Origin of the sequence: uncultured Roseobacter sp. (assembly GCF_947501835.1) — a bacterium.
Lineage (GTDB): Bacteria > Pseudomonadota > Alphaproteobacteria > Rhodobacterales > Rhodobacteraceae > Roseobacter.
The window spans coordinates 257,501-281,318 of the sequence record NZ_CANMXR010000005.1; the positions used below are offsets into that span (position 1 = coordinate 257,501).

At 59.9% G+C, this 23,818-nt stretch carries 24 protein-coding genes and 1 tRNA gene; 13 read left to right on the forward strand and 12 right to left on the reverse strand.

Translation table 11 applies throughout. The features are described 5' to 3' along the window. Positions 1-32: 32 nt before the first annotated feature. Positions 33-1,034 (reverse strand): N-acetyltransferase DgcN, encoded by a 1,002-nt coding sequence (dgcN, locus tag Q1A20_RS12695; RefSeq protein ID WP_299408235.1) that lies wholly within the window; start codon positions 1,032-1,034, stop codon positions 33-35. Between the two features lie 251 nt (positions 1,035-1,285). On the opposite strand from dgcN, the gene Q1A20_RS12700 reads away from it, so the two are divergent. Continuing rightward, complete coding sequence (locus tag Q1A20_RS12700; RefSeq protein ID WP_299917023.1) at positions 1,286-2,242, forward strand: L-malyl-CoA/beta-methylmalyl-CoA lyase; 957 nt, start codon at positions 1,286-1,288, stop codon at positions 2,240-2,242. Positions 2,243-2,308: 66 nt separating this feature from the next. Beyond that, a complete protein-coding gene (locus Q1A20_RS12705) occupies positions 2,309-2,779 on the forward strand; it encodes a DUF302 domain-containing protein (RefSeq protein ID WP_299408240.1) in 471 nt (156 codons plus the stop codon). 68 nt (positions 2,780-2,847) lie between these two features. On the opposite strand, the gene Q1A20_RS12710 is transcribed toward Q1A20_RS12705, so the two are convergent. Next, positions 2,848-3,300 (reverse strand): Lrp/AsnC family transcriptional regulator, encoded by a 453-nt coding sequence (locus Q1A20_RS12710; RefSeq protein ID WP_299408242.1) that lies wholly within the window; start codon positions 3,298-3,300, stop codon positions 2,848-2,850. 71 nt (positions 3,301-3,371) lie between these two features. Between Q1A20_RS12710 and Q1A20_RS12715 the strand changes: the two genes are divergently transcribed. Both Q1A20_RS12715 and Q1A20_RS12720 read left to right on the forward strand, forming a co-directional pair. Further along, entirely contained in the window at positions 3,372-3,968 is a 597-nt protein-coding gene (locus Q1A20_RS12715) for a LysE family translocator (protein WP_299408245.1), read from the forward strand. Between the two features lie 63 nt (positions 3,969-4,031). Continuing rightward, positions 4,032-4,994: an acetyl-CoA carboxylase carboxyltransferase subunit alpha gene (locus tag Q1A20_RS12720; protein WP_299408248.1), complete on the forward strand. Its 963-nt coding sequence runs from the start codon at positions 4,032-4,034 to the stop codon at positions 4,992-4,994. Between the two features lie 3 nt (positions 4,995-4,997). Here the strand turns inward: Q1A20_RS12720 and Q1A20_RS12725 are convergent, their stop codons facing one another. The 3 genes from Q1A20_RS12725 to Q1A20_RS12735 form a co-directional block, all read right to left on the reverse strand. After that, a complete protein-coding gene (locus Q1A20_RS12725) occupies positions 4,998-5,393 on the reverse strand; it encodes a GNAT family N-acetyltransferase (protein ID WP_299408251.1) in 396 nt (131 codons plus the stop codon). A gap of 236 nt (positions 5,394-5,629) precedes the next feature. Then, entirely contained in the window at positions 5,630-6,280 is a 651-nt protein-coding gene (locus Q1A20_RS12730; protein WP_299408254.1) for a GntR family transcriptional regulator, read from the reverse strand. 48 nt (positions 6,281-6,328) lie between these two features. Beyond that, a complete protein-coding gene (locus tag Q1A20_RS12735; RefSeq protein ID WP_299408257.1) occupies positions 6,329-7,021 on the reverse strand; it encodes a M48 family metallopeptidase in 693 nt (230 codons plus the stop codon). A 112-nt stretch (positions 7,022-7,133) separates the two neighbouring features. On the opposite strand from Q1A20_RS12735, the gene Q1A20_RS12740 reads away from it, so the two are divergent. From Q1A20_RS12740 to Q1A20_RS12755, 4 genes are all read left to right on the forward strand, one after another. Continuing rightward, on the forward strand, positions 7,134-7,469 hold the full coding sequence (locus tag Q1A20_RS12740) for a TIGR02300 family protein (protein ID WP_298974557.1): 336 nt from the start codon (positions 7,134-7,136) through the stop codon (positions 7,467-7,469). 118 nt (positions 7,470-7,587) lie between these two features. Next, positions 7,588-7,663 (forward strand) — tRNA-Ala (locus Q1A20_RS12745). Between the two features lie 160 nt (positions 7,664-7,823). Further along, positions 7,824-8,267, forward strand: a complete 444-nt coding sequence (locus tag Q1A20_RS12750) for a carboxymuconolactone decarboxylase family protein (RefSeq protein WP_299917026.1) — start codon at positions 7,824-7,826, stop codon at positions 8,265-8,267. Positions 8,268-8,453: 186 nt separating this feature from the next. Continuing rightward, positions 8,454-10,553 (forward strand): DEAD/DEAH box helicase, encoded by a 2,100-nt coding sequence (locus Q1A20_RS12755; RefSeq protein WP_299917028.1) that lies wholly within the window; start codon positions 8,454-8,456, stop codon positions 10,551-10,553. 143 nt (positions 10,554-10,696) lie between these two features. Here Q1A20_RS12755 and Q1A20_RS12760 read toward each other — a convergent pair whose 3' ends face one another. The 5 genes from Q1A20_RS12760 to Q1A20_RS12780 form a co-directional block, all read right to left on the reverse strand. Beyond that, the gene (locus Q1A20_RS12760; protein ID WP_299408477.1) at positions 10,697-11,719 is read right to left on the reverse strand and encodes a fatty acid desaturase; all 1,023 of its coding nucleotides are present in this window, start codon (positions 11,717-11,719) and stop codon (positions 10,697-10,699) included. A gap of 232 nt (positions 11,720-11,951) precedes the next feature. Next, a complete protein-coding gene (locus Q1A20_RS12765; RefSeq protein ID WP_298974550.1) occupies positions 11,952-13,220 on the reverse strand; it encodes an ABC transporter permease in 1,269 nt (422 codons plus the stop codon). Further along, positions 13,217-14,023: a taurine ABC transporter ATP-binding protein gene (locus Q1A20_RS12770; protein WP_298974548.1), complete on the reverse strand. Its 807-nt coding sequence runs from the start codon at positions 14,021-14,023 to the stop codon at positions 13,217-13,219. Before Q1A20_RS12770 ends, Q1A20_RS12765 begins: the two co-directional genes overlap by 4 nt. A gap of 110 nt (positions 14,024-14,133) precedes the next feature. Next, positions 14,134-15,135, reverse strand: coding sequence for an ABC transporter substrate-binding protein (locus tag Q1A20_RS12775; RefSeq protein WP_298974547.1), 1,002 nt, complete (start codon positions 15,133-15,135; stop codon positions 14,134-14,136). A gap of 778 nt (positions 15,136-15,913) precedes the next feature. Then, positions 15,914-16,105 (reverse strand): hypothetical protein, encoded by a 192-nt coding sequence (locus Q1A20_RS12780; RefSeq protein WP_299917030.1) that lies wholly within the window; start codon positions 16,103-16,105, stop codon positions 15,914-15,916. A 340-nt stretch (positions 16,106-16,445) separates the two neighbouring features. Here Q1A20_RS12780 and Q1A20_RS12785 point away from each other — a divergent pair, with 340 nt between their 5' ends. Together Q1A20_RS12785 and Q1A20_RS12790 are read left to right on the forward strand one after the other, a co-directional pair. Continuing rightward, the gene (locus tag Q1A20_RS12785) at positions 16,446-17,840 is read left to right on the forward strand and encodes an aminotransferase class III-fold pyridoxal phosphate-dependent enzyme (RefSeq protein WP_299408268.1); all 1,395 of its coding nucleotides are present in this window, start codon (positions 16,446-16,448) and stop codon (positions 17,838-17,840) included. Positions 17,841-17,951: 111 nt separating this feature from the next. After that, entirely contained in the window at positions 17,952-18,206 is a 255-nt protein-coding gene (locus tag Q1A20_RS12790) for a YMGG-like glycine zipper-containing protein (protein WP_298974541.1), read from the forward strand. A 73-nt stretch (positions 18,207-18,279) separates the two neighbouring features. On the opposite strand, the gene Q1A20_RS12795 is transcribed toward Q1A20_RS12790, so the two are convergent. Next, entirely contained in the window at positions 18,280-18,597 is a 318-nt protein-coding gene (locus Q1A20_RS12795) for a DUF3775 domain-containing protein (protein ID WP_299408479.1), read from the reverse strand. A 190-nt stretch (positions 18,598-18,787) separates the two neighbouring features. Here Q1A20_RS12795 and ppk2 point away from each other — a divergent pair, with 190 nt between their 5' ends. Further along, entirely contained in the window at positions 18,788-19,678 is an 891-nt protein-coding gene (gene ppk2, locus Q1A20_RS12800) for a polyphosphate kinase 2 (RefSeq protein WP_299917033.1), read from the forward strand. A gap of 122 nt (positions 19,679-19,800) precedes the next feature. Here ppk2 and Q1A20_RS12805 read toward each other — a convergent pair whose 3' ends face one another. Next, positions 19,801-20,160 (reverse strand): hypothetical protein, encoded by a 360-nt coding sequence (locus Q1A20_RS12805; protein WP_299917035.1) that lies wholly within the window; start codon positions 20,158-20,160, stop codon positions 19,801-19,803. 270 nt (positions 20,161-20,430) lie between these two features. Here Q1A20_RS12805 and Q1A20_RS12810 point away from each other — a divergent pair, with 270 nt between their 5' ends. Together Q1A20_RS12810 and xsc are read left to right on the forward strand one after the other, a co-directional pair. Next, positions 20,431-21,927 carry a PLP-dependent aminotransferase family protein gene (locus tag Q1A20_RS12810; RefSeq protein WP_299408274.1) on the forward strand — a complete coding sequence of 499 codons (1,497 nt, stop codon included), beginning with the start codon at positions 20,431-20,433 and terminating at the stop codon, positions 21,925-21,927. Positions 21,928-21,997: 70 nt separating this feature from the next. After that, positions 21,998-23,776, forward strand: a complete 1,779-nt coding sequence (gene xsc, locus Q1A20_RS12815; protein ID WP_299408277.1) for a sulfoacetaldehyde acetyltransferase — start codon at positions 21,998-22,000, stop codon at positions 23,774-23,776. Positions 23,777-23,818: the final 42 nt, after the last annotated feature.

Below are 23,818 nucleotides of genomic sequence, written 5' to 3' on the forward strand. Positions count from 1 at the left end.
CTCACGCCCGACGCGGCGACACAAAGACCGACTTACAGCGCCAGCAACGCATCCACCAGCTTGCCCGCGCCAAAGCGGAACGGATCGGACGCCGGCAGGCCCATCCGGTCCTCGATCTCCTGTAGGCACGCCTTTGCCGCGTCCTCATCCAGCGCCTTGGTGTTGACCGAAACGCCTGTAACCTGACAGTCAGGATTGGCCACGCGCGCAATCGGCAGTGCGGTGTCGCGCAATTGCTCCAACGTGGGCAGGCTATATGTCGGCAGCCCGCGCATGTGCGTGCGTGTCGGCTCGTGACAGAGGATAAGCGCATCCGGTTGCCCGCCATGGATCAGCGCCATGGTCACGCCGGAATAGGATACGTGGAAAAGGCTCCCCTGTCCTTCGATATGATCCCAGTGATCCGCGTCATTGTCCGGTGTCAGGTACTCGACCGCCCCCGCCATGAAATCCGCGATCACTGCGTCCAGCGGCACGCCCTTGCCGGTGATCAGAATACCCGTCTGACCGGTGGCGCGGAAATCGGATTTCAGCCCCCGTTTGACCATCTCGGCGTCCATGGACATCGCGGTATACATCTTGCCGCAGGAACAATCGGTGCCGATCGCCAGCACCCGCTTGCCCGTGCGCTTCACACCGTTTGCAATCGGATAGGCCACCGAAGGTACACGCACATCATGCAGCGTGCCGCCGTTGACCTTCGCCGCTGCCTGCAGCTCATCTTCGTTGCGCAGCAGGTTGTGCAGGCCCGCAGCGATGTCATACCCCATCTGCAACGCCTGCACCAAAACCACTTTCCATTCATCCGAAATCACGCCGCCGCGGTTGGCCACGCCGATCACAAGCGTCTTGGCCCCCGCTTTCAGGCCTTCCTCTAGCGTCAGGTCTGTAAGACCCATGTCCGCACCACAGCCCGGCAGACGGAACTGGCCAACCGCGTTTTCCGGACGCCAGTCCTTGATGCCCTGCGCGACCTTTGCGGCCAGTTGATCCGGCGCGTCGCCAAGGAACAAAAGATATGGTGTCTGGATCATGGTTAAGCCTCCGTAAATTTCAGTGCAATTTCACTTCTTTTGCCTGCAATGACATCGCGAATGAAGCTCGTTTTGCCGGTCAGACGCAAGATTATTCTAATGATGAGGGTTATGGACGAAGAATTCAGCACAACACCAAAAGGCGAGCATCGAATCCAATGCTGCACCTGCAAAATGCACTTGCAGCATCTTGCGCAATTTAATACCAACAGACGCAACACAATCGTAATTTTATTACCCAAAGGTCCCGCATGAGTTTCCGTATCCAGCCTGCCGCCCCTGCCCGCCCCAATCGTTGCCAGCTCTTCGGTCCCGGGTCGCGCCCGGCGATTTTCGAGAAAATGGCGGCCTCCGCTGCAGATGTGATCAATCTCGATCTCGAAGACAGCGTCGCGCCCTCCGACAAGGACAGCGCGCGCGCGAACATCATTGCCGCCATCTCTGACATCGACTGGGGTACCAAGACCTTGTCCGTCCGGATCAACGGCCTCGACACGCCTTTCTGGTATCGCGATGTGGTCGATCTTTTGGAGCAGGCGGGCGATCGGTTGGACCAGATCATGATCCCCAAGGTCGGCTGCTCGGGCGACATCTACGCCGTGGACGCGCTGGTCACGGCCATTGAAGCCGCCAAGGGGCGTGCCAAGAAAATCAGCTTCGAGGTCATCATCGAATCCGCCGCTGGCATCGCACATGTTGAGGAGATCGCGGCAAGCTCACCCCGCCTGCAGGCCATGAGCCTGGGGGCTGCTGATTTCGCCGCCTCCATGGGAATGCAAACCACCGGCATTGGCGGCACGCAGGAAAACTACTACATGATCCGCGAGGGTCAGAAACACTGGTCCGACCCTTGGCATTGGGCGCAGGCCGCGATTGTTGCGGCTTGCCGCACGCACGGTGTTCTGCCCGTCGATGGCCCCTTTGGCGATTTCTCGGACGATGACGGGTTCCGCGCCCAGGCCCGCCGCTCCGCCACGCTGGGCATGGTTGGCAAATGGGCCATTCACCCCAAGCAGGTTGCCATCGCCAATGAGGTTTTCACCCCCTCCGACGAAGCCGTGGCCGAAGCGCGCGAAATCCTCGCAGCCATGGAAGAGGCCAAAGCCAAGGGCGAAGGCGCTACGGTCTACAAGGGCCGCCTGGTGGACATTGCCTCGATCAAACAAGCCGAAGTCATTGTGCGTCAGTCCGAAATGATCCACGGCTAACGTATCTTTGATTTGGCTTTCGCGCGGGTTGGTGGCTGAGTGTCCACACCAAAACGGGAGCTTCCCATGTACCGACTCTTTGCCCTTGCCGTCACCTGCCTGTGGATCACTTCCGCCCAGGCGCAATCCATCGCGCCGCGCGAGGGTTGGGTTGTCATCGAAACCGGCAAGGCGCACGCAACGCTCCTGGCCGACCTGAAAGAGGCGGTCAAGGCCAACAAGATGGGTGTTGTTACACAGGCAGGCCCAACCGGGGCCGCCCGCAACCGGGGCATTACCCTTCCGGAAAACCGCGTGGTCGGCGTGTTCAACAACGATTTTGCGGTGAAAGTATTGGCGACCTCAACCGCCGCGATGATCGAAGCGCCCATTCGCTTTTACGTCACCGAAGAGGCGGATGGCACCGCAACCCTCTCTTACAAAACCCCGGGCTTCGTCTTTACGCCCTATTTAGATGAGGGCGGCCAGGCGCTTGCCGATCTCGCAGCTGAACTTGACGCCAAATTCAGCGCAATCGCCACGGCCGCTAGTCAGTAGCGGTTTCTTCTGGCCCGAAATATCCTCACCGAAGGTATTCATCTCTTTTGGCGCAGCGGGCGATCCGCCTACGCCCGTTCGTCCTTGGGCGACCCCATCACCACATAAGACGTGATCGAATTGACCTGTGGTAGAGCCCCCAATTTGTCCGTGTGAAAACTCTTGTAGCTGGGCAGATCGGCACATTCCACGCGCAGCAGATACTCGATGGAACCGGTGATATTGTGGCACTCCACAACCTCCGGGGCCCGCGAAATCGCTCGCTCGAATGCCTCCTGCGAGGCTTTCGAATGATCCCCCAGCCCAACCCCGATATAGGCAACGAACCCGATCCCGAGCGGCGTCGGATCCAGCACAACGCGGTAGCCCTTGATGACACCGCTGCGCTCCAATTCCTGTACCCGGCGGAGCGACGCAGAAGGCGAAAGACCCACCCGGTCGGCCAGTTCGAGGTTACTGATGCGTCCATTGCGCTTCAACTCACGCAATATCTGATCTGATTTCTCATCAATTCCGCCCATATGTTGCGATCTTTGCCCCAAAACACACGATAACGCAATTTCTAACCGCGAAAAAACGCAAGAATTGCGCCATGACCTTCGAAATACTCTCCGCTCTCACGCTTTTTGCTTTTGTCAGCTCGGCAACCCCGGGCCCGAACAACCTGATGCTGATGGCCTCGGGGGCCAACTACGGCTTCGCGCGATCCCTTCCTCATATGTTGGGCATCTCCATCGGCTTTGCGGCAATGATCATCCTGGTCGGCGCCGGGTTGGTCCGAATCTTTGACGCCTACCCGGTCAGCTACACGCTTCTGAAAGTCTTCTCGGTTGTCTATCTTGTGTATCTCGCCTGGAAGATCGCCAACGCCGCACCAATCCGGAAATCTGCCGCCGAAGGCACGCCAATGACCTTTCTCCAGGCGGCCGCCTTTCAATGGGTCAACCCCAAAGCCTGGGCAATGGCGCTCACCGCACTCTCGGTCTATGCGCCCGGACAAACCCTGACCGCCTTTGCCATCGTCGCGGTGGTCTTTGGCCTTGTGAACCTGCCGTCGATCACGCTTTGGACCCTCCTGGGCCAGCAGATGGCACGCGTGCTGACCAATCCGACCCGCCTGCAGGTGTTCAACTGGACAATGGCCGGATTGCTGATCGCCTCGATCTACCCCGTCCTGTTGCCCGCCTGAGAGCCGTTGCATTGCCCCGCAATGCCCGCCATATACGGGTGAGCAACAACGATAAGGTCGACCATGACCCAATACATGGATTTCGAGAAACCGCTGGCCGAGATCGAAGGCAAGGCGGAGGAACTCCGGGCCCTCGCGCGCGCCAATGAAGAAATGGACGTCACCGAAGAAGCGGCAGCGCTGGACGTCAAGGCCAGTGCGATGCTGGAAGACCTTTATAAATCTCTGACCCCCTGGCGCAAATGCCAGGTTGCACGGCACCCCGAGCGCCCGCATTGTCAGGACTACATCAACGCCCTTTTCACCGATTACACACCGCTGGCGGGTGATCGGAACTTTGCGGATGACCACGCGGTGATGGGCGGGTTGGCGCGGTTCAATGACACACCGGTCATGGTAATCGGCCATGAAAAGGGCAATGACACGAAATCCCGTATTGAGCGCAACTTCGGCATGGCGCGTCCTGAAGGGTATCGCAAGGCCATCCGCCTGATGGACATCGCCCATCGGTTCGGCCTGCCGCTGATCACCCTGGTCGACACGCCCGGCGCCTACCCGGGCAAAGGTGCCGAAGAGCGTGGCCAGTCCGAAGCCATTGCGCGCGCGACGGAGAAATGCCTGCAAATCGGCGTCCCGCTGATTTCCGTGGTCATCGGCGAGGGTGGCTCCGGCGGTGCCGTGGCCTTTGCAACGGCAAACCGGGTGGCCATGCTGGAACACTCAGTCTACTCGGTGATCAGCCCCGAAGGCTGCGCCTCGATCCTGTGGAAAGACGCGGAAAAGATGCGCGAGGCGGCGGAAGCGCTGCGACTGACAGCCAGCGATCTTAAGCAATTGGGTGTGATTGACCGGATCATCCCCGAACCCATGGGCGGCGCGCACCGCGATGCAGCCACGGCAATCGCAGCTGTTGGACGCGCCATTGAAGGCATGTTGCAGGATCTGAAGGGCAAGGACGCGCAGGCTTTGGTCGCGGACCGCCGCAACAAATTCCTTGAAATTGGCGCAAAAGGCCTCGCGGCCTGATCGCTACACCGCCGCCTCAAACCGGATCCGAAAGCGCGGGCCCGGAGGGTCGATCTCGTCAAACCCCAAAGCTGGGTAAATCTGCTGGGCCAGGGTGTTGTCGGGATGGGTCCCAACGATCAGATATCGGCAACCTTGGTGCTGCGCGAGCCTTTGGCTGGCCTTGATCAGAGCTTTGCCAACCCCCATTTGGCGCGCCTCCGGGATGACATAGAGATGCTGCAGGTCCATGCCCCGCACCCCGAACTGCATCTGTGCCAAGGGACAAAGAGCCGCATAGCCAATGGTTTCGTCTTCATGAAGGGCCAGCAGAATACGCACCCAAGGCTGCGGTCCCAGAATATCCCGCACCAGTTCCCGTGCCGTGACGGTGGCCACATCCCCGTGATGATCAGCCAATTCTGACACCATCCTGAGTACAGCCGAAATATCATTTGCCTCCGCGGGTCTGATCTTCCCGGAAAACATTTTTTTCTCTTTGCTCATTACACCACTTACCAAAAATAACCAAAGTCCAACCCCTCACGCCATGCGCTGAATACAACGTATAATTGTGTCCCCGAAAGGGCTGAATTTTGGTAAAATTCAATTTATGGTTGAAATACACAAGGGCAGACGTCGCGTCAGAACGTGGCTTAGCTGGCCAGCATCCGCAAACCCTGCGTCACATCCGAGCGCACCGCGAGACGCAAACCCGGCTCATCCCCGGCGCGCAGAGCGGCGATGATCAACCGGTGGAACTGCGGTGGTTCCGTCTTGCGCAGCCGACCATAGAGCGCGCGCATCGTGGGCCCCATCTGCAGCCAGACGGTTTCGGCCATGGCCAACATCGCAGGCGCTTGCGCGCGCAAGTACAAGGTTCGGTGGAATTCCAGATTGGTCCTGATGTAGTTCACCGCGTCCCGATGCGCGACTGCTTCGGCGATGGTCGCGTTGATGGTCTGCAGCCGTTCAATCAATGCCATATGTGCACGGGGCAAGGCGCGGCTGGCCAGTTCCACCTCGATCAGGGCGCGCAGCGCTGCAAGCTCTTCGATCCGTTCGTTGCTCAACTCAGGTGTGGTCACGCGACCCGAAGATGACATCGTGAGCGCCCCCTCCGCCACAAGGCGGCGCACCGCCTCTCGTGCAGGGGTCATCGAAACCTCATATTCCTTGCCAATGCCGCGCAGTGTCAGCCCCTGCCCAGGCGGCAAATCGCCTTGCATGATCCGACCGCGCAACGCGCGATAAACGCGATCATGGGCAACGGGCGTGGCATCAACGGGGCGCGGGTTCAGGATCATCATCGGTTTGTGATCACAAACCCTGCTCAGGTCAAGCCCCGGCCCGTTTCACCTGTCAAACCGGTATCTGTGCAGGTCGCCCCCGTGTTTGCGCAGCCATGCGCGTGGCGCAGTGTACTCCCCGTGAATCCGCTGGACTTCGTTCCAGAAAGCCGGCGCGTGGTTCATCTCGGACAGATGCGCGACTTCATGCGCCGCGACGTAATCGAGCACGTCCGGCGGCGCCAGGATCAACCGCCATGAATACATCAACCGTCCTTCGGCCGTGCAGGAGCCCCAGCGAGATCGGGTGTCGCGCAGGGTGATCGCAGAATAGGGCTTTCCCAATTTGGCGGCGAAATGATCCGACGCCTCCGCCAGACGCGCGCGGGCCACGGTTTTGAGATACCCCGCCAAACGCGCGCCAATCCGATCAGACGGGCCGGGAACCGCGACGCGCGCGCCCTCAAAGCGCACCTGCCTACCCGAACCGGCAACCACTTCGTGCATCACACCGCCCACCGGCAACACCGCGCCGAGACGCACCGCAACATCGTCGCCACGCGCCTCAAGATGTTTGCGAATCCATCCCTCCTTTTCGCGGGCAAAGGCCATGGCTTCGCGTTCGGGCACCCGGTTTGGCAGGGTTAGCGTAACGCGCCCGTCCAGTTGGGAGATTCGCAACGAAATGCGGCGGGCGCGGGTCGATCGCCGCAGGATCAAGGGGATGGGCGGGTCGCCGGGCAGGATGATCTGGGGCATAACGGGCTCTCTGGGGTGACCTTCCGCGCGGCAGGCCTTTACAGCCTCCGTTTCATATGGCACTTGGCCGGAATCATCTACAGCAGAACAGCAATTGAAAAGGGGGTTTTTCATGCCCAAAGAAGAATGGGGAACGAAGCGCCTCTGCCCCACCACCGGCAAACGTTTTTATGATCTGAACAAGAATCCGATCGTCAGCCCCTACACCGGCGAAGTGGTCGAGATTGACCTCAGCAAATCACGCATGATCGCGGCGGACGCCGAGGATGCTGCATCCGCCAAGGCCAAGGCCAAAACCTCTACGGAAGAGGATGATGTGGTATTGGATGATGAAGAGGACGTTGATGTTGATCTGGGAGACGATATCCTGGATGACGACGAAGACGATGATGACAGCGTGCCGCTCGAAGAGATTGCGGACGTCGCATCGGAAGACGACGACAACTGATTTGACGATTTCGCGCGGGGCGGCAGGTTTTTTGACTTGATCCCGCCCCGTGATGCGCCTATTCAGCGGCGCACTGGATTTAACGATCCAACCCGTGAGACCCGCAAGGGCGCACAATGGGGCCTTAGCTCAGCTGGGAGAGCGCCTGCATGGCATGCAGGAGGTCAGCGGTTCGATCCCGCTAGGCTCCACCAAAATCCCGACCCAACATATCTTAAGGCTTGCTGACCAACTTCCGCGGCTTGCCTGTTCAAGCGGAGTGGCTTGATTATGGTCAACGTGGTGGCGCGTGAGACCTGGAACTGGCCGCGAGATCAAAGTCCTGCCAGAGTAGTGCAAACTGTTGGGAGCGACATGATGATTGAACGCCTGGACTATGTCTCCGTGAACGGACCTGCGGTCGCCAGCATGGCGAAAGCCAAGACGCATATGCCCACCATCGACGCAAAATTGCGCGCGCTTATCGAACTGCGCGTCTCGCAGATCAATGGGTGCGTTTATTGCGTCGATCTGCACACTTGCGAGGCACGCGCCGATGGAGAGACCGAACAACGCCTGGATTGTCTGACCGTTTGGCGGGAATGCCCGTTTTTCTCCAACAGCGAAAAGGCTGCCCTGGCGTGGGCTGAAGCCATCACCCTGCTGCCTGATAACGGCGCGCCCGACCACCTGTTCGGTGCGATAAAAGCCGAATTCTCTGACGCGCAGATCGTCGATCTTACCCTGATTATTGCGCAGATGAACGCATGGAACCGGTTGGCCGTCAGCTTTGGCCATCTGCCTGACGAACGGACCTAGGCGCGCCGCCTCGCGCGGGCCAACCTTCGGTCCTGAACGTCAAAGAGCCCTATGACCAACCAGGCCCTGACGGCACCAGCGCAGATTCTCATCGACTCTTGCGCCCCAAAGGCATAACGACGCCGCAACGCGGCGCGCCTTGGTACATCCTAACGGCCCTATGCCGCCCAAGAGACAGGTACTTCCGTGATCCAGACCCTTTCCGACGCCTTGGCAAAACAAGGCTATGAAACGCTGACCCCGGTGCAGCAGGCCGTGACAGATCCCGATCTGGTAGCGGCCGATTTGCTGGTTTCGGCCCAGACCGGGTCAGGCAAGACCGTCGGCTTTGGCCTTGCCATCGCTCCGACCCTGCTGGGCGAGGCGCTGCATTTTGGCCCGGCAAGCGCACCTTTGGCGTTGATCATCGCACCGACGCGCGAGTTGGCCATGCAGGTCAATCGCGAACTGACGTGGCTTTATGGATTGGCCGGTGCCGTTGTGACCTCCTGCGTGGGCGGCATGGACAGCCGGACCGAACGGCGCGCGCTGGAGCGGGGCGCGCATGTCGTGGTCGCCACCCCGGGACGGCTTTGCGATCACATCAAGCGCGGCAATATTGACCTCTCCGCGATCCGCGCGGTGGTGTTGGACGAAGCCGACGAGATGCTGGATCTTGGATTTCGCGAAGAGCTGGAATTCATTCTGTCGGAAACACCCGAGGATCGGCGCACCCTGCTGTTCTCCGCCACGGTGCCAGCGGCCATCGCCAAACTGGCACAAAGCTACCAGCGAGATGTGCAGCGCGTGTCCACCGCCGGTGAGACGCGCCAGCATTCGGACATCGAATACCGGGCGCTGACGACGCATCCGCGCGACATCGACAATGCCATCATCAACGTGCTGCGGTTTTACGAGGCCAAGAACGCCATCATCTTCTGCAACACACGTGCGGCTGTGGCGCGCATGACCTCGCGGCTGACGAACCGAAACTTTTCGGTTGTGGCGCTGTCGGGCGAGTTGACCCAATCTGAGCGCACGAATGCCCTGCAATCCTTGCGTGATGGGCGGGCGCGGGTTTGTGTGGCCACCGATGTGGCCGCGCGCGGCATTGACCTGCCCAATCTGGAACTGGTGATCCACGCCGATCTGCCGTCCAATTCCGATACGTTGCTGCACCGGTCCGGGCGCACCGGGCGGGCGGGTCGCAAGGGGGTCTCAGCACTGATCGTTCCGCCGAAGCTGCGCTCCAAAGCCAACCGGCTGATCGGTGGTGCGAAGCTGAAGGTTGCCTGGGCCGAGCCACCTTCCGCCGCAGAGGTGTTGGCGGAGGACGAGGCGCGTCTCTTGGCCGATCCCTCCTGGTCGGAGCCGGTGCCCGAGGGCGCCCAGGACATCGTGGCGCGTTTGGTCGAAGAGTTTACCTCAGAGCAACTGGCTGCCGCTTTCGTGAACCTCACCCGCGCGCGAAAGTCTGCGCCGGAGGAGCTATCCGATTCCGCGGCGAAGGATGATCGTCCGCGCAAGGAATTCGGCCCGTCGGTCTGGTTCTCGATTTCCCTGGGGCGCAAAGACGGCGCGGAGCCCCGGATGCTCCTGCCGATGGTCTGCAACAAGGGGAACCTGACCAAGGACGATATCGGTGCCATCCGCATTCAACCAAGCCACAGTTTTGTCGAGGTGCTGGCCAGTCGCGCGGAGGCTTTTGTCGCAGCCGTGGGTCCTGACATGGTCCTTGAGAAGGGTGCGCAGCTGACGCGTCTGGACGCCGCGCCAAATCTGGACCGCGGCCCGGCGCCAGACCGGAAACCGCGCGGCCCGAAGCCCGATTTCAAAAAACCCGGACGCGCAAAGCCTGCTTATGATCCGCTGGCGGCTGAGCAGGCCGCGGGTACGCCGCGCAAACGCGAAAAGCCTCGCTCGGAAGTCACGGACAAACCCTATAAACCAGCCGCGGCACCCAAAGGGAAAAAGCCGCCCAAGTCCCACAAGACCGAGCGCTCCCCGATGAAACCGGGCGCAAAACCGAAGGCCAAATCCACTGCTCCCGCCGACGGGCCGCGGGCCAAGCCGGTCTGGACGAAGGAAAATCGTGATACCGCCAAGGCTGAGCGTCGGACACGCGATAACGAAAACCGGGGGGATCGCAGCAGGGATGCAAAACCCGGTGGCAAAGGCGGCGCGCCCCGCGATCAGAATGCGTCCAAAAAACGCGCGGCAGATCCCTCCAAGAGGTTTGTACCGCCTCACAAGCGCGGGAAACCCTCCGGCAAGGGCCCGAATGCGACACCACGCCGCAAATCCTGAGTTTGGTGTCCCATCATTGGCGCCGTCAGCACCATGGATGCCAAAGCCACCAGAATGGTCGCCAGGCACGATCGTCAGCAGCGGTTTCGCGAAGCGCAAGCCACTGTGATGGGCGCCGTGGAGTTACCCCCTAACCGTGAAGTTCAGATCACGCCGTAAGCCGCACGCATCTGGCGAAATGACAGCAAGCGCCGTTGTTTTTCATCCCAAAGGTGCAGGCGCGCGCAGGCGATGCTTTCGCGAATGCTCAGCCGTTGGGCCTCTGCCAATTCGCTATGATCGCGCAACACCTCTTTCAGCCGGTAAAAGGGAATGCGGCTGTAAAGATGGTGCACATGGTGAATCCCAATATTGGCGGTAAACCACTGCAAAATTCCGGGCATGACATAATGCGAAGAGCCATGCAGCGCCGCTTCGTGTAGCGCCCAATCCTCCGGCTGGTCCCATTGCGTTTCTTCGAATTGATGCTGGACGTAAAACAGCCAGACACCCAGCGTCGCGGCCACCAGCGTTGTCGGCACGAACACCAGCAGCAGTGGCATAAGGCCGCCAAAGTAAACGATCAGCCCCACCGTCAGCGCCACGCCCAGATTGGTACCCATGGAGCTCAGCCAGATGCGCCAGCCATCGTCCATCATGCCAAAAGGCAGCCGGTTTTCGAGGTAAAACAGGTAGGCTGGCCCCAACACAAACAGAACCAGGGGATTGCGGTAAGCGCGATACCGCAGCCGCCCAAACCAGCCACGCGCGCGATATTCGTCGACCGTCAACGTGACCACATCACCCATGCCACGTTTATCCAGATTGCCAGCGCTGGCATGGTGAAACGCGTGCGACCGTCGCCAGACGTCATAGGGCGTCAGTGTCAGCACGCCCAAGGCGCGCCCGGTCCAGTCGCTGAGCACGCGATTGGCAAAAAACGACCCGTGCCCGCAATCGTGCTGAATGCAAAAAAGGCGCACGAGGAACAGCCCGTTGAGGCAGGCAAGGGCAAAGGCCGCCCAATAGCTGATCGACAGCAGCCACCATGCGATGGCCCAGATTGCCAGAAACGGGATAAGGCTCACCGCAATTTCAAAGGTCGACCGCGCCGGGTTCGGGTCGCGATACTTGGCCAGAATGCTCACCCAGGCAGCCGCAGGTTTAGACGCAGGATCCACCGGCATGGCGCCCTCAAAGGGAGTTTCGGATGTCATGGTAGCCTGCCTTTTATATGCTCGTTTCCTCAGGGATACTGATGATCCACGATTACACAAGCTTATTGAGTAATTCTGAACGTTTTTGGGGATTTCTGACGCAGTTATGTTGCTTTTGGCATGCCGCTACACACATGATCGGTCGCCAATAGCAGAAAGGCCCCACGCGGGGCCTCTCCGGATTTCGGTGATTCCAGCTGCGTCACCCTTTGCCTTTCCATGGGACGAGGATGCGTTCGGCCCATCGCATGAGCATGTCGATGCCGAAGCCGATGACGCCGATCAGGATGATGCCCATGATCACGATATCGGTGTTCTGGAACTTCGAGGCGGTCATGATCATCATGCCGGCGCCTTGTTCGGCCGCGACCAGTTCAGCCGCAACCACCGTGCCCCAGCAGACCCCCATCGCCACCCGCGCGCCGGTGAAGATCTCGGGCAGCGAGTTCGGCACGATCACGTGGCGCATGATCTGCCACTTGCTGGCGCCAAGGCTGTAGGCCGCGTGCACCTTGGAGATTTTCACGCCGGAGACCCCGGACCGCGCGGCAATCGCCATAATCCACAAGGCCGCCAGGAACAACAGGATGATCTTGCCCGCCTCACCGATACCCGCCCAGATGATCACCAGCGGGATCAGCGCCAGCGGCGGCACCGGCCGCATGAACTCGACAATCGGGTCAAACCAGCCGCGGAACCAGTCACTCAGACCCATCGCATAGCCCAGCGGGATGCCAACGACAGCACCGATCAGAAAGCCTACGACCACGCGGAAGAGCGAGTAGCCCAGATGCTCCAACAGCGTGAAGTTGCGGAAGCCGGAGCTCATGATCTCAAGCGAACGGGTCCAGACGGCCTCCGGTGCGGGCAGATAAAGCGGTTCCATCTGCCAGCCCCTGGTGGGCTCAAAGTTCGGCGTGCCCTTGTCCGACAGGGTCACCGCACCGCCATCAACCTTCACCGTCTCACCTGGCGCGATCTTTTCGCCGTTGATGGCGATGACTTTGGCGCCATCTTTCTTGGTGATGTCATCGTTGCGGTCCACGTTGATCAGACCGGTGCGCCACTGTGCAATTGCCGCGGAATCGTTCTTGGCAAAGCCGTCGCCCGGATCGACTTCCGGCGCATCCGTCGCGACCTCGCGCGGATGCACAACGACGGTGACGGTCGCGTCATCGGGCGCCTGGCCTTCGGCCTGTGCGGTATAGGTAAAGCTCGTCGTGCCCTCATAGGGGCCCGGCGCATGCAGGAACCCCGGCAACAGGCTGGAGCCGGTGAAGATCCCCCACATCAGGAAGATCGTCAGGATCGAGATGATGCCCGCCGCCCGGTTGGGCCGCACCGCACTTTCATCCCCGAAGGTCACGGTTTTCAGCGAGGTGTAGTCCGAGAGGCCAGCCCCCTGCACCACCTTGGTGACAATGAAGAAAGCGGCGACAAAGATGATGATATAGATCAGTAAAGGGATCATGCCGCGTCCTCCTTACCGCCCATAATTTCTTCTTCCATATCCCAGATCATGTTCAAGATCTCTTCGCGCTTGGGCCCAAAGTCGGGATGTTTCTTCACTTCGCGCAGATCGGCATCCACGCCGAGATCCGCAAAGGGCAACCGGTATTCCTTGTGGATGCGTCCGGGCCGCGGCGCCATCACGATCAGGCGTTCGCCCAAGAGCAAAGCTTCCTCCACCGAGTGGGTGATGAGGATGATGGTCTTGCCGGTCTCTTTCCAGAGCTTCAGCACCAGGCTCTGCATCTTCTCGCGCGTGAGCGCGTCAAGCGCGCCCAGCGGCTCATCCATCAGGATAACATCGGGATCATTGGCCAGACAGCGCGCCAAGGCGACCCGCTGCTGCATCCCGCCTGACAGCTCGTAGACCGCCTTTTCCTTGAAGTCCTGCAGACCGACCACATCGAGCAGATGGTCCACCGTTTCGTCCTTGTCGCGCTTCGGCGTGCCCTTCATCGAGGGGCCAAAGCCTACGTTCTCGCGCACCGACATCCACTCGAACAAGGCCCCCTGCTGGAACACCATGCCGCGTTCGGCATCCGGCCCCGTCACCTTGTGACCGTTCAGGATCAACTCGCCCGCCGTGGGCGCCAGAAAACCCGCCACGATATTCAGCAATGTGGTCTTGCCGCAGCCCGATGGCCCCAGCACGCTCAGCAATTCCCCCGCCTTGAGGTCAAGCGACACATCCTGCAAAGCCTGCACATGATCGCCGTTGGGCAACTCAAAGCGCATCGATAAATTTTCTATAGATAATCCGGTCATGAGGTCCCCACCTGTTGCCCAAAAAGGGCGGCTTGCCGGGCAGGGTTGGCCCCGCCTCTGGTCCTTAAAGAGTAACGGCGCGAGGATGCCTCGCGCCGTTACAGTATGTTTTACATACCCTTGGCTGCTGAGAGCGGACCGGTGTTCACCGCGTCCTCGTAGCTGTCGAGCGCCTTGTCGATGGAGCCCGATTCAACGAAGACATCCGCCACGCCTTTCATGAAGGTCGCTGCATTGCCGCCAAGCCAGGCTTCGGAAAGCTGCTCTTCGACAGAAGGGAATTCAAAGCCCGAAATCGAAGCGCGCGCCGCTTCCAAATCCATACCGGATTGCTCGGCGATCACCGCCAGCATCTCGTCGCTCTGGTTGGCCTTCCACTCGGCGTTTGCCGCAGCCGTCACCGCCGCGAACTTCGCAACGACATCACCGCTCTCGGCAATGTAGGAGGCCGGGGCCGAGGTCACGTCAAAGACCAGAATGCCAAGTTCCTGCTTTTCCGCACCGGTCAGAAGGATGTTGCCATATTCTCTCATCCGCGCGAGGCCACCACCCCACCCGCAGGCAAAGTCAACCGCGCCCTGGCTCAGGGCAGCAGCTCCTTCTGGCGGTGCCATGTCGACGATCTGCAGCGACGCCAGGTCCACGCCAAAATGGTCCATCTGGCGCAGGAAGCCATAATGTGCGGCTGTCCCCAGCGGCACAGCCACCTTCTTGCCGGCCAACTCGCCCGCGCTGTCCTTATCAATCTCCAGCGATGCAGCCACGACACAGTTGTCGTTTTCCGAATAGGAGACCGCCACATCCACGATCTGGATGTCCTGGCCGCCCGAGGTTGCCACAACGAACGGCGGCACACCCTGGCTGACGGAAATTTGCACATCGCCTGATGCCATTGCCGCCGACATCGCCGTGCCGGTCTCGAAGGACACCCAGTTCACCTTCATCCCGAGTGCCTCATCATAAGCGCCCGAGGCTTTCGCCGCCAGGAACGGCATCGGCCATTCAAGGAAATAGCCGACGGTGATCTCACCGTGGCCGTCTGCTGCGGCTGTTTGCGCGCTCAGCGCCATCACGGCGCCCGCTACAAAAGCACATGCTGTCTTCTTGATCATTTTTTTCTCCCGTTGATCATACGCCGACCTTCCAAAGGCGGCCTTCTATTGGTGCGTCACGGCTTCATGCCGCTTCTTGATTTCGTTGCACATCGTCATCCAATGTCAGTTTTGAAGCGCCTGCAAGAGCATTATTGGCACAAAACTGTCATCTTAATGGAACTGCCCGATATTTATGCCTCTCTTTTTTGATCATCTCAGGACATTGTAAAATCCTGAAAGTCTCTATTGCAAAAGCCTGAAGTCAGGAGGGCCTTCTGCCTTCCATCGCCCGGCATAGTGACGTTGCGCGCATCAGAACAAACGTCCACTTTCTGCATCTAGATGAGTCCAGTTTACCCCCAGGGGTCGCTTTTCCACTCCATCTGGTCGCGCCTGCGCAGCAAGGCCATGGCCAACCCGGCGCCAAGCACCTTTGGGCTGCGGACTTTGTAGGACGGAATCTTCGTAACCGGAAACGGTCGATCCTCCGCCGGGGTGCCCAGCGCCCGGCCGGCCAGTTCGCGCCCATCACATGGCTCATTGCCACGCCCCGCCCGTTGTACCCCAGACCAACAATCAGATCGGGGGCCGGGTCATGCAGATGCGGCACCCAATCTTCGGTCAAGGCGATGTGCCCACGCCATTTGCAACACCACTTCACGCCCTTGCGGCTTGGAAAGGTCTCCGGTGCATCTTTTTTCAATCCAACCGAACCCACCGACGCCACCCCGCAGGTCGTTGAAGCCAATGCCACCGAAACCCATCTGCCCGCCGGGCGCACGCCGCGCGTACATGATCAGCCGCCGGGTGTCAGAGATCGTAGCCCCTGTGGCAGGATCGACCCGATCTCGCTTTCCGACAACGGCTCGGTTGCCGTCTGTGTGAAAGAGAGCGGCAGCACGAACCGCTTCAGCCCTTTGACCAGACTGTCGGAATAGCCATTGGTCGCAATGATCACCGAGGCCGCCGTCACTTTGTGCCCTGCCACGTCCAGCGTCAGATCACCCTCCAGCGCTTGGGCTGGGGCGGCATCGGGGGCAGTTGCACGCCAAAGAGCGTAAGGGATTTAAATGGCGGCGGGTGTTGCTCACAAATGCGGCACCGGTCGAAGGGGTGATATTGGCACAGGATTTGACTGGCTGGTGCCAATTGGCCCATAAATACAGGGCACTGCACCCGATATCGCTTGATCAACCGGCTTATCTGGCTCTATCTTTGTGGTATATCTGGCCCTACTTCCAGTGCCTGAAAAACAGTCATGTCGGTCAAATCCGGATCGCTCGCCATCCGATTTCACCTGATTCTACGCTAACAGAAAGGCCCGACCCATGGACGGCAATTTCAACGAGAACGACCTTAGCCGCGTCGTCGAAGCGGACCGCGCAAATGTGTGGCACCACCTGATCCAGCACCAGCCGTTCTTTACCGGCGCCGATCCCAAGATCATCATCGAAGGTAAGGGCCTGCGTGTCTGGGACCAGAAAGGCATCGAGCATATCGACGCCGTTTCGGGTGGCGTCTGGACGGTGAATGTGGGCTATGGCCGCGAAACCATGGGCGATGCCGTGCGCGACGCGATCGTGAAAATGAACTTCTTCGGCGGCACCGTAGGTTCCGTGCCCGGTGCGCTTTTTGCTGAGAAGCTGCTGACCAAGATGCCCGGGCTTGACCGCATCTATTACGCCAACTCCGGCTCCGAGGCGAATGAGAAAGCCTTCAAGATGGTGCGCCAGATCGCGCACAAGCGCTATGGTGGCAAGAAACACAAAATCCTCTATCGCGACCGCGATTACCACGGCACCACCATCGCGTGCCTCAGCGCGGGCGGTCAGGACGAGCGCAACGCGCAGTACGGGCCCTATACCCCCGGCTTCATCCGCGTGCCCCACTGCCTGGAGTACCGTAAGCACGAACAAGACGGCGCGCCTGAGCAGAACTACGGCGAATGGGCCGCGAACCAGATCGAAGAGATCATTCTGCGCGAAGGCCCCGACACCGTGGGTGCCCTCTGCCTTGAGCCGGTCACAGCAGGTGGCGGCGTGATCGAAGCGCCCGATGGCTACTGGCCCCGCGTCGCCGAGATCTGCAAGAAATACGACATCCTGCTGCACATCGACGAGGTCGTTTGCGGTGTGGGTCGGACCGGCACATGGTTCGGCTACCAGCACTACGGCATCCAGCCAGACATGGTCACGATGGCGAAAGGCGTGGCCTCTGGTTACGCAGCGATCTCCTGCCTGGCGACCACAAACGAAGTCTTTGACATGTTCAAGGACGACACGTCCGACCACATGAACTACTTCCGCGACATCTCGACCTTCGGCGGCTGCACGGCGGGTCCCGCGGCGGCGCTGGAAAACATGCGGATCATCGAAGATGAGAACCTGCTCGAGAATACGGTGCAGATGGGCGACTATATGGTCGACAAGCTGCGCGAGTTGCAGGACAAGCACGCGGTGATCGGTGACGTGCGCGGCAAAGGCCTCTTCGTCGGTGCCGAACTGGTCGCAGATCGCACCACGCGCGAACCGGCAGCCGAAAAGATGGTGCAGGCGGTGGTCGGCGACTGCATGAAGCAGGCGGTGATCATCGGGGCGACCAACCGCTCGCTGCCCGGCAAGAACAACACGCTGTGCTTCTCGCCCGCGCTGATCGCCACCAAGGACGACATCAACCAGATCGTTGAGGCCGTCGACGGCGCCCTTACCCGCGTCTTCGGCTAAAGCCCGCGCGGACGGGCTGCTGGCCTGAGCGACGCACCGCCTAGATTAACGGGGCGCGGGAACCTTCCCGCGCCCCGTTGCGTTTTTTCGGTAGTCAAAAGGAGTGACATCATGAATAGAGCATTTCTCACGCTGCCCGTGATCGCGGCGCTTGCCGCCTGCGCCACCCAGGACCAGAATACCATCGCCGGCAGCCTTGGTGGTGCTGCAGTAGGGTATGCCCTCGATGACAACGACCGTGGCAGAGGCGCCCTGATCGGTGCGGCAGCCGGGGCCGTTGCTGGCAATTTCCTCGGCCGCACTGCCAGCGGTGATTGTGTCTATCAGAACGCCGACGGCACCCGTTATACCGCCGCCTGCCCCTGATCGCGCCCTGCTCGCAAAAGAAAAAGCCCCGGTTTTCGCCGGGGCTTTGTTTCTGTGCCACGCCTCCTGCGTCTTAAAGCAGTGACTGCTCCGCATCCGAGGCTGACGTCCCCAGCAATTCCAGGCCAGCCTCAAGATGATCGGCAAAATGCGGTGTCCCGATCAGGTAATCCGCCGTCGGTGTCACAGCCTCGCGTTTTGCTGTTTCCAAGGCCTCGCTATACTCATCCGCGCTAAAACTATCCCGCCCGATCCACATGATGGCAATCAGGCTATGGCATTCATCTTCGTTCAGGGTTTCCAAAAACCCACGCAGTTCAGCCTCCGCCCGGTCAATCTCATGCCCATAGAGAATGATCTGAGCCACTTTGGTCACAGCAATATCCAACATCGTCGCCCCACTTTCTTTTTCGGCATCTATGAACATGCATCTCAGGTCCGCGCGTGGTCGTACATGATTTAGATCAACGCTTATGATGCATGGCAGAGCGCGGTTTTTACCCCATCGCAGATGTTGATTCAGGTCAACGACGGTTTTGTAACTACTTTGCTAGACTCCGCCTTCTAAAAGGAGGGACTATATGTCAACGCAAGTAAAAACGCCGGTAACGGCGAAAGTTAAACAACCTACCGCGGAAATCATCGGTTTCGAACAAGGTGAATACCCCTATGCGGAGCGCCTCGGGCGCGCCGCCTATGAAGCGGAGAAAACAGCACTTCAGGTTGAATTGCTCAAAGTGCAACTTTGGTTACAAGAAACCGGGCAAAAGGTCGTCATGTTGTTCGAAGGCCGGGACGCGGCTGGCAAAGGCGGCACCATCAAACGTTTCGCCGAGCACCTGAACCCCCGCAGCGCGCGTGTTGTTGCCCTGAACAAACCCACGGAAGAAGAAAAAGGCCAATGGTTTTTTCAGCGCTACGCCAAGCACCTGCCGACATCAGGCGAAATCGTTCTTTATGATCGATCCTGGTACAACCGCGCAGGCGTCGAACGGGTGATGAGCTTCTGTGAGCCGAACGAATACCTCGAATTCATGCGGCAGACCCCGGAGTTTGAACGCATGCTGGTGCGCAGCGGCATCAAGCTCTTCAAATACTGGTTCTCGGTCACGCAGGAGGAACAAAAGCGCCGGTTTGCGTCTCGGGAAACCGATCCGCTCAAACGCTGGAAACTCTCGCCCATCGACCGCGCCAGCCTCGGCAAGTGGGACGATTACACCGAAGCAAAAGAAGCGATGTTCTTTTACACCGACACCGCCGACGCGCCCTGGACCGTCATTCGGTCAAACGACAAGAAACGGGCGCGGCTGAATTGCATGAAGCATTTCCTGTACGATCTGGATTATCCGGACAAGGACGAGACCGTGGCGTTGCGGCCTGACCAGAATATCGTGCATCAAGCGGGTAGCATCGTGCGGGCCTCGGACCATATTTTTGCGGCCTCGCTCCACCCGAAAACCCGAAAGAGCTAGATCAAATCTCCCAGTCTCCCTGCCGTGGGGGCCGCATCGGTCTTTCTGTGTGGCCCCCATGTGCTTTGGCCCCTTCCGCTCGGTAACTGCACCGCATGCGGCATATCCCGTGCAGCGCGCAGCTAGCTACCTGGTGGTCCAAAAAAGCCAATGATCTGCGCGAGACGCCCCTCTGGCGACAGGGTGCCAAAATCCACACCCTCGATGGCCGTCGCGCCATCTGCGGTGATCATCCGCCATGAGAAATAGATCTTATCGTGATGCGTGCTGACCCCGCTGGTCAGCTCAATCCGCGCGCCCGGCCATTGTCGATGCACGTCGCCGATATGATCCACTAACGCCTCGCGGCCCATTATGTCGGCGGATGGGTCCTGATACTGGCCCTTCTCGCTCCAGGCAATTTCTAGCAACTCCCGTCGCTTGGAGACCTCCGGCTCACACCAAGCGGCGCCATATGTCTGCACGATTCGATCCAGTGTCATCGCCTTCCCTCCCCTTACGCCAGGCTCGAAGCTTATACGCCTGTGCTCTGCAAGAATCACCACAACGCATAGAAATGGATGCTACAAGGATGCATCAAGCCATTGCGGATTTGCACAGCGCTTGCAAGATGAGTGCATTAATGATACTCAGAGTTTCAATAATACAATATTTAGTCAAATCTGACTGCACGCATGGGGGGATAAATCGGGCTTTTGGTGTCCGATTAATACCAGATTGAAGGCAGTCTATGTCCAGTATAGGCTCCTTGCATGGCGCTGCCCGTCGAAACCTTTTTCCTGCACCCTGATGCTCAGGGAACGCTGCAATCGCAGATACAGCAGATGATTGCCCAGGGGATCCTCTCGGGCCGGTTTCAGCGTGGGGAAAAGCTGCCCTCGACCCGTAAACTCGCCATACATCTCGGGGTCAGCCGGATCACGGTGACGATTGCCTATACGGAATTGCTGGCCAATGACTATCTGACCTCACGCGGACGGTCGGGCTATTACGTTTCAGAAAACGCGCCCGTGCCGCCGGCTTTCACACCCAGTCAGGCGGGCCCCGATGCGGTGGACTGGACGCGGGCGATTGGTCAGCGGTTTTCCGGCGGTGACATGCCCCGCAAGCCATCGGATTGGGGCGGCTACCGCTTTCCCTTCATCTACGGACAGGCCGATCCGGAGCTTTTCGACCACGCGAACTGGCGGCTCTGTGCGCTCAAGGCGCTGGGGCAGAAGGATTTCACTGCGCTCACAACGGATTACTACGATCAGGACGATCCGCAGCTGATCGAGTTCATCGCGCGGCACACGCTGCCGCGACGCGGGATTGCGGCGCGACCCGAACAGATCCTGATCACCCTGGGCGCGCAGAACGCGCTCTGGCTGACCACGCAGGTTCTGCTGACACAGCGGCGGCGCGCGGCGCTGGAAGACCCTTGTTATCATGCCCTTAGGGACATCCTTTCGCAATCTCGTTGCCATACGACGCCTGTGCGCGTGGATGCCGACGGGATGCCACCTGATGCGATCCCGCCAGATACGGACGTGATCTTCACCACGCCCAGCCACCAGTGCCCGACCACCAACACCATGCCCATGCACCGGCGCCACGACCTGCTGGAGCGGGCCGCGGAAATGGACGCGTTGATCGTCGAGGATGACTACGAATTTGAGATGTCCTTTCTCAAAAGCCCCTCTCCTGCGCTGAAAAGCCTCGATACCGATGGGCGTGTAATCTATGTGGGCAGCTTTTCGAAATCGCTGTTTCCCGGCCTGCGCCTAGGCTATCTGGTGGGCTCTGAGCCCTTCATTCGCGAGGCGCGCGCGCTGCGCGCATCCGTCCTGCGACACCCACCCGGACATGTTCAGCGCACGGCGGCCTATTTCCTGTCGCTTGGCCACCACGACGCCCTGATCCGCCGCATGGGCAGCGCCCTGCACGAGCGTCGCGAAGTCATGGCCAAGGCCATCGCGGCGCATGATCTGCAGATCGCAGGCCAGGGCGCCTATGGCGGCTCCTCTTTCTGGATGCGCGCCGACAACGGCGTAGACACTCACGAACTCGCGCGTCGCCTGCAGGCCCGCGGCGTTTTGATCGAACCCGGACATTCGTTTTTTTCCGGACCCGCCCGCCCCAAGGACTACTACCGGCTCGCCTATTCCTCCATCCCGGCAAACCGCATCGCAGATGGCGTTGCAATCGTTGCGGACGAAATGCGCGCCATGAGTCATCTGGGATTAAGTGAAGCAAGCAACTGGCCCTAACCGCGTCCTGCCCGACGCTCTACTTTGGCCGAAAATTAAGAATCGAAACCTCTATCCAAGGACCCGCGCCATGAAAATGACCACTGAAGAAGCCTTTGTTAAAACACTCCAGATGCATGGGATCGACAATGCATTTGGCATCATCGGCTCCGCCATGATGCCGATCTCCGACATCTTCCCCGATGCGGGCATCAAATTCTGGGACTGCGCCCATGAAACATCCGGCGGCATGATGGCAGACGGCTTCACCCGCGCCACCGGCAAGATGTGCATGATGATCGCGCAGAACGGCCCCGGCATCACCAACTTCGTGACGGCTGTGAAAACCGCCTACTGGAACCACACGCCTGTGCTGCTGGTCACGCCGCAAGCCGCCAACAAGACCATCGGTCAGGGTGGCTTCCAGGAAATGGAGCAAATGAACCTCTTTGCCGATTGTGTGGCCTATCAGGAAGAAGTGCGTGACCCCTCCCGCATCGCCGAGACCCTGAACCGCGTGATCATGCAGGCCAAACGCGCCTCCGGTCCGGCTCAGATCAACATCCCGCGTGACTTCTGGACACAGGTCATCGACATCGAACTGCCGGCAATCGTGGACTTCGAACTGCCGCAGGGCGGCGAAGCTGCCGTCGCAAATGCGGCAGAGCTGCTCAGCAACGCGAAATTCCCAGTCATCCTGAACGGCGCCGGTGCGGTTCTATCCAAGGGCGGCATCGAAGCCTCCCGCGTGCTGGCCGAGAAGCTCGACGCCCCCGTCTGCGTCGGCTACCAGCACAATGACGCCTTCCCCGGCAACCACCCGCTGTTCGCAGGTCCGCTGGGCTACAACGGCTCCAAGGCCGGCATGCAGCTGATCAACAAGGCTGACGTCGTGCTCTGCCTCGGCACCCGCCTGAACCCCTTCTCCACTCTGCCCGGCTACGGCATTGATTACTGGCCGACAGAGGCCAAGATCATCCAGGTCGACATCAACCCCGACCGCATCGGCCTGACCAAGAAGGTCACCGTCGGCATCGTCGGCGACGCGGCCAAGGTGGCCCAGGGCATCACCGCGCAACTCTCTGACGACGCAGGCGACACCAACCGCGCGGAACGCAAGAACACCATCGCCACCACCAAATCGGCCTGGGCGCAGGAACTGACCTCGCTGAACGAAGAGCAGGACGATCCCGGCACCAACTGGAACGAGCGGGCCCGTGCGGCAAAGCCGGACTGGATGTCCCCCCGCATGGCATGGCGCGCGATTCAGGCCGCTCTGCCGGTCGAGGCGATCATCTCCTCCGACATCGGCAACAACTGCGCCATCGGCAACGCCTATCCGTCGTTCAATGAGTCCCGCAAGTACTTGGCACCGGGCCTCTTTGGTCCCTGCGGTTATGGCCTGCCCTCCATCGTGGGTGCGAAAATCGGCCAACCGAACACGCCGGTTGTGGGCTTTGCAGGCGACGGCGCTTTCGGCATCTCCGTCAACGAGCTGACAGCGATCGGCCGCGGCGACTGGCCTGCGATCACGCAGATCGTTTTCCGCAACTACCAGTGGGGCGCTGAAAAGCGGAACTCGACACTCTGGTTCGACGACAACTTCGTCGGCACCGAGTTGGACGAGGAAGTGTCCTACGCCGGGATCGCCAATGCCTGTGGCCTCAAAGGCGTCATCGCCCGCACACAGGAAGAGCTGACAGCGGCGCTGGATCAGGCGATCAAGGACCAGATGGAAAACGGCGTGACCACGCTGATCGAAGCCATGATCAACCAGGAACTGGGTGACCCGTTCCGCCGCGACGCGATGAAAAAGCCTGTCGAAATTGCTGGCATCAGCAAAGACGACATGCGCGCGCAGGTTGTGTAAGCCTAGGTGCACATCACGAACTGCATAAAACAAAGGATCAGG